The 12242-nt window shown below is 64.0% G+C and carries 8 protein-coding genes and 1 pseudogene; 6 read left to right on the top strand and 3 right to left on the bottom strand.

The features are described from left to right. Positions 1-12 precede the first annotated feature (12 nt). From EAG14_RS12360 to EAG14_RS12340, 5 genes are all read left to right on the top strand, one after another. On the top strand, positions 13-969 hold the full coding sequence (locus EAG14_RS12360; RefSeq protein ID WP_099655152.1) for an ABC transporter permease: 957 nt from the start codon (positions 13-15) through the stop codon (positions 967-969). An 80-nt stretch (positions 970-1049) separates the two neighbouring features. Further along, positions 1050-1925 carry an ABC transporter permease gene (locus tag EAG14_RS12355; RefSeq protein WP_099655153.1) on the top strand — a complete coding sequence of 292 codons (876 nt, stop codon included), beginning with the start codon at positions 1050-1052 and terminating at the stop codon, positions 1923-1925. A 10-nt stretch (positions 1926-1935) separates the two neighbouring features. Continuing rightward, positions 1936-3582 (top strand): ABC transporter ATP-binding protein, encoded by a 1647-nt coding sequence (locus tag EAG14_RS12350; protein ID WP_121729026.1) that lies wholly within the window; start codon positions 1936-1938, stop codon positions 3580-3582. 32 nt (positions 3583-3614) lie between these two features. Further along, positions 3615-4703 (top strand): tartrate dehydrogenase, encoded by a 1089-nt coding sequence (locus EAG14_RS12345; protein WP_121729025.1) that lies wholly within the window; start codon positions 3615-3617, stop codon positions 4701-4703. Positions 4704-4778: 75 nt separating this feature from the next. Next, positions 4779-6254 (top strand): NAD-dependent succinate-semialdehyde dehydrogenase, encoded by a 1476-nt coding sequence (locus EAG14_RS12340; protein WP_121729024.1) that lies wholly within the window; start codon positions 4779-4781, stop codon positions 6252-6254. A gap of 77 nt (positions 6255-6331) precedes the next feature. Here the strand turns inward: EAG14_RS12340 and EAG14_RS12335 are convergent, their stop codons facing one another. Next, positions 6332-6667, bottom strand: coding sequence for a hypothetical protein (locus EAG14_RS12335; protein WP_162995988.1), 336 nt, complete (start codon positions 6665-6667; stop codon positions 6332-6334). Between the two features lie 293 nt (positions 6668-6960). Further along, positions 6961-8718, bottom strand: coding sequence for a phosphoethanolamine transferase (locus EAG14_RS12330; protein ID WP_121730447.1), 1758 nt, complete (start codon positions 8716-8718; stop codon positions 6961-6963). A gap of 598 nt (positions 8719-9316) precedes the next feature. On the opposite strand from EAG14_RS12330, the gene EAG14_RS12325 reads away from it, so the two are divergent. Further along, the gene (locus EAG14_RS12325) at positions 9317-11245 is read left to right on the top strand and encodes a PhoX family phosphatase (protein ID WP_121729022.1); all 1929 of its coding nucleotides are present in this window, start codon (positions 9317-9319) and stop codon (positions 11243-11245) included. An 89-nt stretch (positions 11246-11334) separates the two neighbouring features. Here the strand turns inward: EAG14_RS12325 and fghA are convergent. Next, positions 11335-12196: pseudogene (fghA, locus tag EAG14_RS12320) on the bottom strand (S-formylglutathione hydrolase). Positions 12197-12242 lie beyond the last annotated feature (46 nt).

Here is a 12242-nt window from a genome sequence, read left to right as displayed (position 1 = left end):
GGAAGGCTTTGCATGAACCGCGTGATTCTCTCGCTGCTGGCCAAGCGCCTGCTCATTGCGCTGCTGTCGCTGCTGGCGGTGTCGGTGATCGTTTTTTCGATCACCGCCGTGCTGCCCGGCGATGCTGCGCAGGAACAGCTGGGCCAAGATGCGACCCCTGAAGCCTTGGCTGCCTTGCGCACCCAGATGGGGCTGAATGTGCCCGCCCCTGAGCGCTACCTGAAGTGGCTGGGGGGCGTGGTGCGCGGTGACCTGGGGCAGTCCGTAACCACGCAGATGCCGGTGGCCGAACTGGTCGGCAGCCGCCTGCCCAACTCATTGCTGTTGGCCGCAGTGACGGCGCTGTTCTCCGTGCCCATCGCCCTGGTGTTTGGCATTGCCTCGGCGGTGTGGCGCGGTTCGTGGCTGGACCGCATAGCGTCGAGTCTGTCGGTGGCCGTGGTCTCGGTGCCCGAGTTTCTGGTGGCCACGCTGGCGGTGCTGGTGTTTGCGGTGCAGCTGCGCTGGCTGCCTGCGCTGTCTTACGTGAGCGACATTGAATCGCTGGGCCAGATGCTGCGTGCGTTTGCCATGCCGGTGCTCAGCCTGTGCTGTGTGATCGTTGCGCAGATGATGCGCATGACCCGTGCTGCAGTGATCGACCAGCTGGAGGCCCCCTACATCGAGATGGTGCGGCTCAAGGGCGCATCGCCCATGCGCATGGTGCTGGCCCACGCACTGCCCAACGCGGTGGGGCCGATTGCCAATGCCGTGGCGCTGTCGCTGTCGTACCTGTTGGGCGGGGTGATTGTGATCGAAACCATCTTCAACTACCCCGGCATTGCCAAGCTGATGGTGGATGGCGTCACCCAGCGCGACATGCCGCTGGTGCAAACCTGCGCCATGATTTTCTGCACGGGCTACCTGCTGCTGGTCACGCTGGCCGATGTGTGTGGCATTGTGGCGAACCCCCGTTTGCGCCACCGCTGATGAGCCCAGGAGCGAACCATGCGCACACAGAAACACCGGCACATGCCGCGCAATACAGTTGAAACAACGGGGACCTTTTGATGGACACACTTCCTTCTTTGCCCACCCAGGCTGCCCCCGCTTCACGCCGCAGCGGGGTGGGGCGTTGGCTGGCAGGCTTTGGCTTTTCCGGGTTGGTCGGGCTGGCCATTCTGGTGTTCTGGCTCGCCACGGCGCTGGTGGGGCCCGCGCTGCTGCCCAGGTCGCTGGTGGACTTGCAGGCGTCTGTGGTCTATGCCCCCATCGACGCAACCCATTGGCTGGGCACTGACTACCTGGGGCGCGACATGCTGGTGCGCGTGGTGCAGGGTGCCCGCTACACCGTGGGCCTGGCGCTGGTGGCCACGATGTTGGCCAGTGGCACGGGCACGGTGCTGGCGCTGCTGGCCGCGTCCAGCGGGCCGGTGCTGGATGCGGTGCTCAGCCGCTTGCTCGACACCCTGACCTCCATCCCCAGCAAGATGTTTGCGCTCGTGCTGGTGGCAGGCTTTGGGTCTTCGGTGGGCATGCTGGTGTTTACGGCCGCGCTCATCTACGTGCCTGGGGCCTTTCGCATTGCCCGCTCGCTGGCCGTCAACATCAATGCGCTGGACTACGTGACGGTGGCCCGCACACGCGGTGAAGGCAAGCTCTACATCATGCTGCGCGAGATACTGCCCAACATCATTGGCCCCATGCTGGCCGACCTGGGGCTGCGCTTTGTGTACGTGGTGCTGCTGCTGGCCAGCCTGAGCTTTCTGGGCCTGGGCATTCAGCCCCCCGAGGCTGACTGGGGCTCTCTGGTGCGCGAGAACATCGGCTCGCTGTCTGACGCAGGCGCTTCGGTGATTGCCCCCGCGCTGGCCATTGCCAGCCTGACGATTGCCGTCAATCTGGTGATCGACAACCTGCCGGGCCGTGCAGCCCGCGAACGCTAAGGAGCTAAGAATGGGTGCTTCCGTCATCGTCGAAGGCCTGCACATCACCGCAGGCGACCAGACCCTGGTCGATCATTTGAGCTTTGCCATCCAGCCCGGCGAGGTGCTGGCACTGATTGGCGAGTCGGGCTCGGGCAAGACCACCACGGCCCTGGCCTTGATGGGCTATGCGCGCCGCGGCTGCGCTATCTCAGGGGGCAGCGTGCGCATTGGCGATACCGATGTGCTGAAGCTCTCGCCCGCAGGGCAGCGGGCCATGCGCGGGCGCACCGTGTCGTACATCGCGCAGAGTGCAGCGGCGTCGTTCAACCCCTCGCGCACCATCATGGACCAGGTGGTGGAGCCTGCGGGCATCCACGGCGCGCTGACGCGGCAAGAGGCCGAGCGCAAGGCCGTGGAACTGTTCCGCGAGCTGGCCTTGCCCAACCCCGACACCATTGGCCAGCGCTACCCGCACCAGGTATCGGGCGGGCAATTGCAGCGGCTGATGGCGGCCATGGCGCTCATCACCGACCCCGATGTGGTGATCCTGGACGAACCTACCACTGCGCTGGACGTGACCACGCAGATCGAGGTGCTGCGTGCCTTTCGGCGCGTGGTGCGCGAGCGGCAGGCCACGGCGGTGTATGTGAGCCATGACCTGGCCGTGGTGGCGCAGATGGCCGACCACATTCTGGTGCTGCGCGGCGGCAAGACGCAGGAGGTGAACACCACCGCCCGCATCCTGGCCGAGCCCGCGCACGACTACACCAAGAGCCTGCTGGCCGCAGCCCGCCCCGTGCCGCGTGCCACAGAGCATTGCAAAGGCGAGGGGGAGCTGCTGCTCGATGTGCGCGAGCTGTCTGCAGGCTACGGCGCTTTGGACGCCAAGGGCCAGCCCGCCACGCTCATTTTGGAAGACATCAACTTCAAGCTGTACCGGGGCCAGGCCATTGGGGTGATTGGCGAATCGGGCTCGGGCAAGACCACGCTGGCGCGGGCGATTGCGGGACTGATCGCGCCATGCAAGGGCTCCATGCTTTTCAACAACCGCGAGCTCAAACCTGACCTGGGGCAGCGCAGCAAGGAAGAGCTGCGGCAGATCCAGATCGTGTTCCAGATGGCCGACACGGCGCTGAACCCCTCGCAGACCATCGAGCGCATCCTGGCGCGCCCACTGCAGTTCTACAAAGGCCTGCAGGGGCCCGCTTTGCAGCGCCGTATCCATGAGCTGCTGGACCTGGTGCGCTTGCCACACAGCGTGGCCCAGCGACTGCCGGGCGGGCTCTCGGGCGGGCAAAAGCAGCGGGTGAACCTGGCGCGGGCCCTGGCGGCCGAGCCCGATTTGATCCTGTGCGACGAAGTCACATCGGCCCTGGACACCGTGGTGGGTGCTGCCGTGCTGGATTTGATGGCCGACCTGCGCCGCGAGCTGGGCGTGTCCTACCTCTTCATCAGCCACGACCTGCACACGGTGCGTGCGGTGTGCGATGAAATCATTGTCATGCAGCATGGCCGCAAGCTCGACCAGGTGGCGCGTGCCGACTTTGACAAGGGCCCGCACCACCCGTACTACGAGCTGCTGGCTGCCTCGGTGCCCGAGCTGCGCCAGGGCTGGCTGGAAGAGCGTGACCCGCAGCGCCTGGCTGCCGCGCCTGCGCTTGCAATGGCTGCCTGATCCGTTCACAGGTCTTCAAAGAGGAGTACTCCATGATTCCCGCATTCCGCATCGCCGTACTGCCCGGAGACGGCATCGGCAAAGAAGTGATGCCCGAAGGCCTGCGCGCTGTTCAGGCCGCCGCCGCCCGCTTTGGCTTTGAGCTGCAACTGCACACCTTCGAGTGGGCCAGCTGCGATTACTACGCCGCCCACGGAAAAATGATGCCCGACGACTGGAAGGCGCAACTGTCAGGCATGGACGCCATCTTCTTTGGCGCCGTCGGCTGGCCCGCCACCGTGCCCGACCATGTCTCGCTGTGGGGGTCCCTCCTCAAGTTCCGCCGCGAGTTCGACCAGTACATCAACCTGCGCCCCGTGCGTTTGTTTGAAGGCGTACCTTGCCCCCTGGCAGGCCGCAAGCCCGGAGACATCGACTACTACGTGGTGCGCGAGAACACCGAGGGCGAATACACGTCCCTGGGCGGCATCATGTACGAAGGCACCGACCGCGAAATCGTCATCCAGGAATCGGTCTACTCCCGCCACGGCGCCAACCGCCTCTTGAAGTTCGCCTTCGACCTGGCCCAAAGCCGCCCCAAAAAGCACGTCACCCTGGCCACCAAGAGCAACGGCATCGCCATCAGCATGCCCTGGTGGGATAAGAGGGCGGACGACGTCGCCAAAGACTACCCCGAGATCACGCTGGACAAGCAGCACATCGACATCCTCACCGCCCGCTTTGTGCTGCAGCCCGGGCGCTTTGACGTGGTGGCCGCCACCAACCTGTTCGGTGACATCCTCAGTGACCTAGGCCCGGCCACCACCGGCACCATCGGCCTGGCCCCTTCGGCCAACCTCAACCCCGAGCGCAACTTCCCCAGCCTGTTCGAGCCCGTGCACGGCTCCGCGCCTGACATCTACGGCAAGAACATTGCCAACCCGATTGCGATGATCTGGTCGGGGGCGCTGATGCTGGACTTCCTCACGCAAGGCCAGGGTGCGGGGCGCCAGGCGCACGATGCGATCGTGGGTGCGATTGAAGAGACGCTCAAGGGTGGGCCGCGCACGCCGGACCTGGGGGGCACGGCCAACACCACGCAGGTCGGTGAGGCCATTGCCGCTTTGATTGCCCAAGGTTGATAGTTAATTGCTCCTAAAACAATAGCTTCTAGCGCTTATTAGATAAGCGCCAGAGCCCCATTTCATTCAAACCCCATGTCTGCCACTCTTTCGCTCACCCGCCCCGACCTGATCCGCAGCGCCAACTTCATCGCCGGCCAATGGACAGCCTTCACTGGCCCCCGCCTGGATGTCACCAACCCCGCCACCGGCGCCGTCATCACCTCGGTGCCTGACTCGGGGGCTACCGAAGCCCTGGCCGCCCTGGATGCCGCCCATGCTGCTTTCGCCACTTGGCGCAAAGTCCCCGCCAAGCAGCGCGCAGCCATCATCAAGCGCTGGAACGATCTGGTGCTGGCCCACCAGGATGATCTGGGGGCGTTGATTTCGCTGGAGCAAGGTAAGCCTTTGGCCGAAGGCAAGGGCGAGGTGGCTTACGCCGCCAGCTACATCGAGTGGTTTGGTGAAGAGGCCACGCGCATGAATGGCGAGGTCATTCCCGCCCCGGTGCCCGGTCGCCGCATGTTTGCCTTGAAGGAGCCTGTGGGCGTGGTGGCTGCCATCACCCCCTGGAACTTCCCCGCTGCCATGATCGCCCGCAAGATCGCCCCGGCCCTGGCAGCAGGGTGCACGGTGGTGTGCAAGCCTGCCGAGGACACACCGCTGACGTCTTTGGCTTTGGTGCTGCTGGCCCATGAGGCAGGCGTGCCTGCGGGGGTGCTCAATATCGTCACTGCCTCACGCCAGAACACCCCTGCGGTGGTGGATGTGTGGCTGGATGACAGCCGGGTGCGCAAGATCACCTTCACCGGCTCCACCCCTGTGGGCAAGCACCTGGCCCGGCGCAGTGCCGACACGCTCAAGAAGCTGTCTCTGGAGTTGGGGGGCAATGCACCTTTCATCGTGTTTGACGATGCCGACCTGGATGCCGCGGTGGACGGCCTGATGGCCGCCAAGTTCAGAAACGGTGGCCAGACCTGTGTGTGCCCCAACCGGGTGTTTGTGCACCGCAGCGTGTTTGACACCTTTGCCGCCAAGCTGGCAGCCAAGGTGGCCGCCCTCAAGGTTGGCCCGGCCAGCGATCCGGCCTCGCAGATCGGCCCCATGATCAATGACCGGGCGGTGGAGAAGATCGAGCGGCATGTCAACGACGCTGTGGCCAAGGGGGCCAAGGTGCTCACCGGGGGCCAACGCCTGGCCCACCTGGGCCCCAACTACTACGCCCCCACGGTGCTCAGCGGGGCCGATGCCCGCATGGCCTGTGCGTGCGAGGAGACCTTTGGGCCGGTGGCGCCGCTCACGGTGTTTGACGATGAGGCCGAAGTGGTGGCCCAGGCCAATGACACACCGTTTGGGCTGGCGGGGTACTTCTACAGCCAGAACGTCAAGCGCATCTGGCGGGTGGCCGAAGCCCTGGAGACGGGCATTGTCGGCATCAACGAAGGGGCGATTGCGGCGGAGGCTGCGCCGTTTGGGGGGGTGAAGGAGTCCGGCTACGGCCGCGAGGGCTCGACCCATGGGCTCGACGATTACCTGCACACCAAGTATGTTTGCCAGGGGCTGCTGGACTGAGACAAAGAGGCTGAAAAAAGGGGCCTCGCTGGCCCTTTTTTTGTGGCTGCTGCGATCAAGTGATGAGCCAGCTTTGGCTAGTTTGCATAGCTGATCTTGACTTCGCCGACCCAGGACTCCTGCTTGAAAACTTTTGCGGAACCGGAGCCCTCAATCAAGAGGCTCGAATCCGATATCCAACGCATTTGCAGTGGGGCTGATCCCTCAATCACAAGAGCATTGCCTCCTTCATCGGGCAATTGCGCTGCCATAGGCAATACAGAAACCTGTGTGTTGAAGCCCGTTGTCGCTCCGCAGTTTCTGTGAAATTCCACGGCCTTGGTCCTGCCAGATGGGGATGCGGTGTTCCCTGCGATCTCGTTTTTGCAGGCCGATTCACAGCCAGCGACCAACATCGCCAATGCGGCGCTCAAGAATATGACTTGGAAGACCCGCATGTGTACGAGCTACTGAATTGTGTTGGTTGCGAAATGCGCTTGAGTTTGGTGGCTGAGCGCCACCTTGGCGAGCGCATCGTCACTAGGAAGAGACTCCCACCATCATAGAACTGGCGCTGGGATACGCGGCTTTGCCGATACGGATTTGGGGCCTAGGTGTGATGCAGCGGGTTTCATATCGCCCAACCATGGTGGTTGGCGATGTAATGGGTGCAAGCCGTCCTGGTAGGCCGCGTGTTATGAGTGCGCTTTTTCGAGCAGCCTGCTTGCTAGCTCCGATGCGATCCCACGCTCTTGTTTGATGCCCCTGCCAGCGCCGCGTTCTTCTTGCAGCCCGCAAACATGTCCAGCTCAGGCTTGTACGCGCCGGTTTGCACGTCCATCAGCCCCAGCACCGAGTGGAAGTAGTTGTCGTGCGTGATGCGTTGCTCTGCCAGTTCTTTTTGCAGGCAAGGCGTGGTGGTGCCGTTGCGGGACTGCATGGCGGGCGAGAGCCAGGTGATCCAGGGGACGTGCTTTTGCACGTCTGGGGCGATGGAGTAGGGCAGGCCGTGCAGGTAGATGTTGTTCTCGCCCAGCGATTCACCGTGGTCTGCTACATAAATCATAGCTGGTTGCGCTTTATTTTCATGCCCAGCAAGCCAATTCAATACTGAATTCAGAAAGTGGTCGGTCTCCACGATGCTGTTGTCGTAGGCATTGATGACGGCTTGCTGTCCGCACTCTTGCAGCGCGGTGGAGTTGCATTCGGGCTGGAAGGGCTTGCGCTCGGGGGCTGAGCGTTTGGAGTATGCGGGGCCGTGGCTGCCCATCTGGTGCAGCACCACCACCGTACCGCGCTGGCGTTGGTCGGCGGGCAAGTTGGCCAGGCGCTGGTCCAGGTCTTTGAGCATGATGCTGTCCAGGCAGTCGCTGCCGGTGGGGCACAGTTCGGGGTCTTTTTGGGCCGATGTGTCGGCGCTGGGAATGCGGTCGCAGGTGCCCTTGCAGCCCGATTGGTTGTCTACCCACAGCACCGCCAGGCCTGCGTGTTGCAGCACATCCATCAGGCCTTCAAAGTTGGCGCTGCGCGATTCGTAGCCGCTGCGCCCCAGGTGCGAAAACATGCAGGGCACCGAAGCCGCCGTGCTGGTGCCGCACGACCAGGCGTTGGGGGCGTTGACCAAGTCGTTGCGTGCCGACAGGTGGGGGGTGGTGGGGCGGGCGTAGCCGTTGATGGCGAAGTTGCCCGCGCGCCCGGTTTCGCCCAGCACCAGTACCAGCAGCGGTGGCTTGTCTTGTTGGGCATAGCTGGCGCCCAGGCGGGCATCGCGGCCCAGGGGCAGGATGGTGCGGGTGTCCATGCGCAGCGGGCGGGTGGCAATGTTGCCAAGCGCGTACACGCTGTTGAGCGGGTTCATCAGGTAGCGCAATTGGGTGTGGTTGCGCATGGTGGAGGCAAAGTCCTGGAACACCACCAGCACGCTGCACACCGCCACCAGCACGGCGGCCAGCAGCAGGACTGCGTTGTGCAGCACCTGGCGCAAAGGGGGCATGGCGCGCACAGGTTGGCGGGCCAGCCACACCAGCGGTGGCAGGGCCAAGGCGCCTACGGTCATTGGAAGGCGCCAGTTCAGCAGGTCGCCCGCTTCCTTCACATCGGTTTGCAGCACGTTGGTGAGCATGCTGGCGTCAATGGCAATGCCGTAGGCCAGCATGAAATAGGCGCCAAAGGCGGCCATCAGCACCAGCAGGGCCGCTGCGGGCTTGAGTGTCCAGCGCCAGGCCAGCAGGCTGAGCAGCGCAGCATTGCCCGCCGTGACCAGCACCATGAAGGCCAGCATGAAAGCCCAGGAGCGCAGGCTGCCGTGCCCAGGCAGGTTCGCCAATTCGCGCCACAGGGGCACGTTGCACACCGCAGACATCCACACACTGATCCACAGCACGACCCAACCCGGGTGCAATGCCTGTTGTGAAGCCTCTTGGGGGGGGCGCAGAAAACTAAAACGAGGGGCGTAGGGCAGCAGCCGTTGCAGGATCAGGGGCATGACGGGCATTGTTTTGCGTGTCACTTAAAGCAACATTAAGGTGCTTGACTTGCTTTGGCTGCGATGGGGAAGCCTGCGGGAATGGGCCCTAAATCCATTTGCGGAGCTTGGTCGGAGGTGTTTCCGTGGGTTCGCCGTGGCGCGGCCGCCAACAGGTGAGTCGATCCGTTCCCTTGTTTTGTGTCTGAATTTATCAAAATGTAAAGATTCTTGGCATGCCTGGATACCCGCATACGCAAGAACGCTTTACGTGAAGCGCCGCACCTTGGGCCTTGGCGATCTGGGGTGATCCGCCGCTTCGCCACAGTGCGCACGGGGGCTTCTGTGCCCCCTCGCAAGTACTGGGCTTTTTGGGGGCCTTCGGGCCACCGAATTCGTGCGCTGAGGCCATTCGCCTGATGACCTTTTAGTCCGTGCTGGTGCTTCGTTGGCTGGGGTGCTCGTCAAAGTCCGCTTTTTTGAGGCCTGAGCACCTGCGTGGAGGGCGCCGCCATGGCGCTGGTGCCGGGAGCTGTCACCGTGCCGTCACACGAAAAATCTACAAATGCGGCGCAGCTCTGCCATCCCTGGCAGCGCAGTTACAACCGAGAACAGCACGATGGCAAAAGACTTTTCCCTGATGGAAGACAGCAACACGTCTTCCAACCCCAGCATCCATGACGTGTCCGACCCCGCACGGCGTACCTTGTTGCGCGGTGGCCTGGGGGCCTTGGCTGGCAGCTTTTTGGCACCCTTGGGGGCCGTCGGTGGTGTTGCTGCGCTGGCAGGCTGCGCTACGGCGGGCGGCGCAGCGGGCGCGGCCCTGGGCTTCAAGAGCGTGGCCATTTCTACCGCAGACACGGTGACGGTGCCCGAGGGCTACACCGTGCAGGTGATTGCGCCCTGGGGCGACCCAGTGGGCATGTCGGGCGAGACGACGGCCTTCAAGGACGACGGCAGCAACACCACTGCACACCAGGAAACCCAGTTTGGCATGCACCACGATGGCATGCACTACTTTGCGCAAGAGGGCTCGAAGACCGGGCTGCTGGTGATGAACCACGAGTATGTGGACCATGGCCTGCTGTTCCCCGACGGCACGGCGAACTGGAGCCTGGAGAAAGTGCGCAAGTCGCAGGCGGCCCATGGCGTGTCGGTGTGCGAGGTGCAGGAAACCAATGGCAAGTGGGAAGTGGTCAAGCCATCGCCCTGGGCGCGCCGCATCACGGCCAACACGCCCATGCAGCTCAGCGGCCCTGCCGCTGGCCATGCCCTGCTGAAGACCGCTGCCGACCCGCAAGGCACCAAGGTGCTGGGTACCTTCAACAACTGCGCCAGCGGCATCACGCCTTGGGGCACTTACCTGACGTCGGAAGAGAACTTCATCAACTACTTCAGCGGTGGCGACACGCTGAGCGCCCACGAAAAGCGCTGGGGCCTGAAGAAGGGCGGCGCGGGCTACCGTTGGCACGAGTTCGATGCGCGCTTTGACGCCACCAAGAACCCCAACGAACCCAACCGCTTTGGCTGGATTGTGGAGATCGACCCCAACAACCCCAGCTCCACCCCCATCAAGCGCACCGCCATGGGCCGGGCCGCGCACGAAGGCGCCACCGTGGCCGTCACGCGCGACAACCGCGCGGTGGTGTACATGGGCGAGGACTCGCGCTTTGAGTACATCTACAAGTTTGTGAGCCGTGATGCCATCAAGCCCGGTGGCGCTGCCGCCAATGCCACGCTGCTGGACCACGGCACGCTGTACGTGGCCCAGTTCAATGCCGATGGCAAGGGCCGCTGGATTGCGCTGACCCACGGCCAGGGCCCGCTGACAGCCGCCAATGGCTTTGCCGACCAGGGCGAGGTGCTGATCAAGGCCCGTCAGGCCAGCGACCTGCTGGGTGCCACCAAGATGGACCGCCCCGAGTGGATTGCCGTGGACAAGCAGGGCTGGGTCTACACCACGCTGACCAACAACAGCAACCGTGGCGCCGCCAACCAGCCGGGTGTGGATGCCGCCAACCCCCGCGTCAACAACACGCAAGGCAACATCATCCGCTGGAAGGAAGATGGCGACTTCAGCGGCCAGACCTTTGGCTGGAACCATTTCGTCATGGCGGGCGACCCATCGCTGGCGCGCGCAGAGGCCAAGGGCAACATCAAGGGCGATATGTTCTCGTGCCCCGATGGCCTGTGGGTGGACGGCCGTGGCGTGCTCTGGATCCAGTGCGACATGTCCACCTCGGCCATGGGTAAGGGCGACTTGAAGAACTTCGGCAACAACATGATGCTGGCCGCCGATGTGCACACCGGCGAGGTACGCCGGTTTCTGGTGGGCCCTTCGGGTTGCGAAATCACGGGCCTTACGGCCACGCCGGATGGGCGCACCATGTTCCTCAACATCCAGCATCCTGGTGAGCCTGCCGACGAGATCAGCGACCCCAAGAATCCCCGTGCCGTGTCGAACTGGCCAGAGAAGAAGGCCAATGGCCGCCCACGCTCTGCCACGGTGGTGGTGCGCAAGGCCGATGGCGGTGTGATCGGCACCTGAGCCTGCGCCACTGGTTGATTGCGCAAGAAAAAAGGGCTGCCCTGTAGGGGGCAGCCCTTTTTCATGCCAAGGTCTTGCGGCGATGTCGATCAGGCAGCAATGCCCAAACGCCGTGCGTGGTGCCGCAGGTGGTCGTCCATGAAGGTCTGGATGAAGTAGTAGCCGTGGTCGTAGCCCGCGTGGCGGCGCAGCGTGAGCGGCTGGCCGATGTGCGCGCAGGCGGCTTCAAACAGGTGGGGGTGGAGTTGCTCGGCCAGAAACTTGTCGGCCAGCCCCTGGTCGATGAGGATGCCGCCGGCATAGGGCGCCATGGGCTGGTTTTCCATCAGCACAGTGGCGTCGTGCTCGCCCCAGCTGGTGCGGTCTGCACCCAGGTAGCCTGTGAAGGCCTTCTCGCCCCAGGGGCAGCGGGTGGGCGCGCAGATGGGCGCGAAGGCGGACAGTGACTGGAAGCGGCCCGGATGGCGCAAGGCCAGCGTGAGCGCACCGTGCCCCCCATCGAGTGGCCGAAGATGCCCAGGCGCTGGGCGTCGATGGGCAAGGCCGCTGTGCACAGGGGCAGCAGCTCGTCCATCAGGTAGCTCTCCATGCGCCAGTGGGTGGCCCAGGGGGCGGCCGTGGCGTCCAGGTAAAAGCCCGCGCCCACGCCAAAGTCCCAGCTGTCGGCCTCGCCCGGCACGTTGGCCCCGCGCGGGCTGGTGTCCGGGGCGATCAAGGCCAGGCCCAGCTCTGCGGCGCGGCGTTGGGCACCGGCCTTGATGATGAAAGTTTCTTCGGTGCAGGTCAGCCCGGCCAGGTACAGCACGGCGGGCACGGGGCCTTGGCTGGCCTGGGGGGCAGGTACACCGCAAACTTCATCGGCAGGCCGATGGTGCTGGACGCATGCTGGTAAAAGCGCTGCTCTCCGCCAAAACTGGCGTGGCTGCTGAGCAGTTCGATGGATGTGGACATGAGTGCGCTCACAAAGTGATAGCTGGTCGCGCTTGTTTTAAGAGGG

Origin of the sequence: Acidovorax sp. 1608163, assembly GCF_003669015.1 — a bacterium.
Taxonomy (GTDB): domain Bacteria; phylum Pseudomonadota; class Gammaproteobacteria; order Burkholderiales; family Burkholderiaceae_C; genus Acidovorax.
Note: the sequence above shows the minus strand (reverse complement) of the source record. Positions and strands in the feature narration are given on the sequence as shown.

Bases quoted from the DNA above. Each gene is read 5' to 3' on its own strand.
- EAG14_RS12360 (WP_099655152.1), top strand. From the start codon at position 13: ATGAACCGCGTGATTCTCTCGCTGCTGGCCAAGCGCCTGCTCATTGCG.
- EAG14_RS12355 (WP_099655153.1), top strand. From the start codon at position 1,050: ATGGACACACTTCCTTCTTTGCCCACCCAGGCTGCCCCCGCTTCACGC.
- EAG14_RS12350 (WP_121729026.1), top strand. From the start codon at position 1,936: ATGGGTGCTTCCGTCATCGTCGAAGGCCTGCACATCACCGCAGGCGAC.
- EAG14_RS12345 (WP_121729025.1), top strand. From the start codon at position 3,615: ATGATTCCCGCATTCCGCATCGCCGTACTGCCCGGAGACGGCATCGGC.
- EAG14_RS12340 (WP_121729024.1), top strand. From the start codon at position 4,779: ATGTCTGCCACTCTTTCGCTCACCCGCCCCGACCTGATCCGCAGCGCC.
- EAG14_RS12330 (WP_121730447.1), bottom strand. From the start codon at position 8,718: ATGCCCCTGATCCTGCAACGGCTGCTGCCCTACGCCCCTCGTTTTAGT.
- EAG14_RS12325 (WP_121729022.1), top strand. From the start codon at position 9,317: ATGGCAAAAGACTTTTCCCTGATGGAAGACAGCAACACGTCTTCCAAC.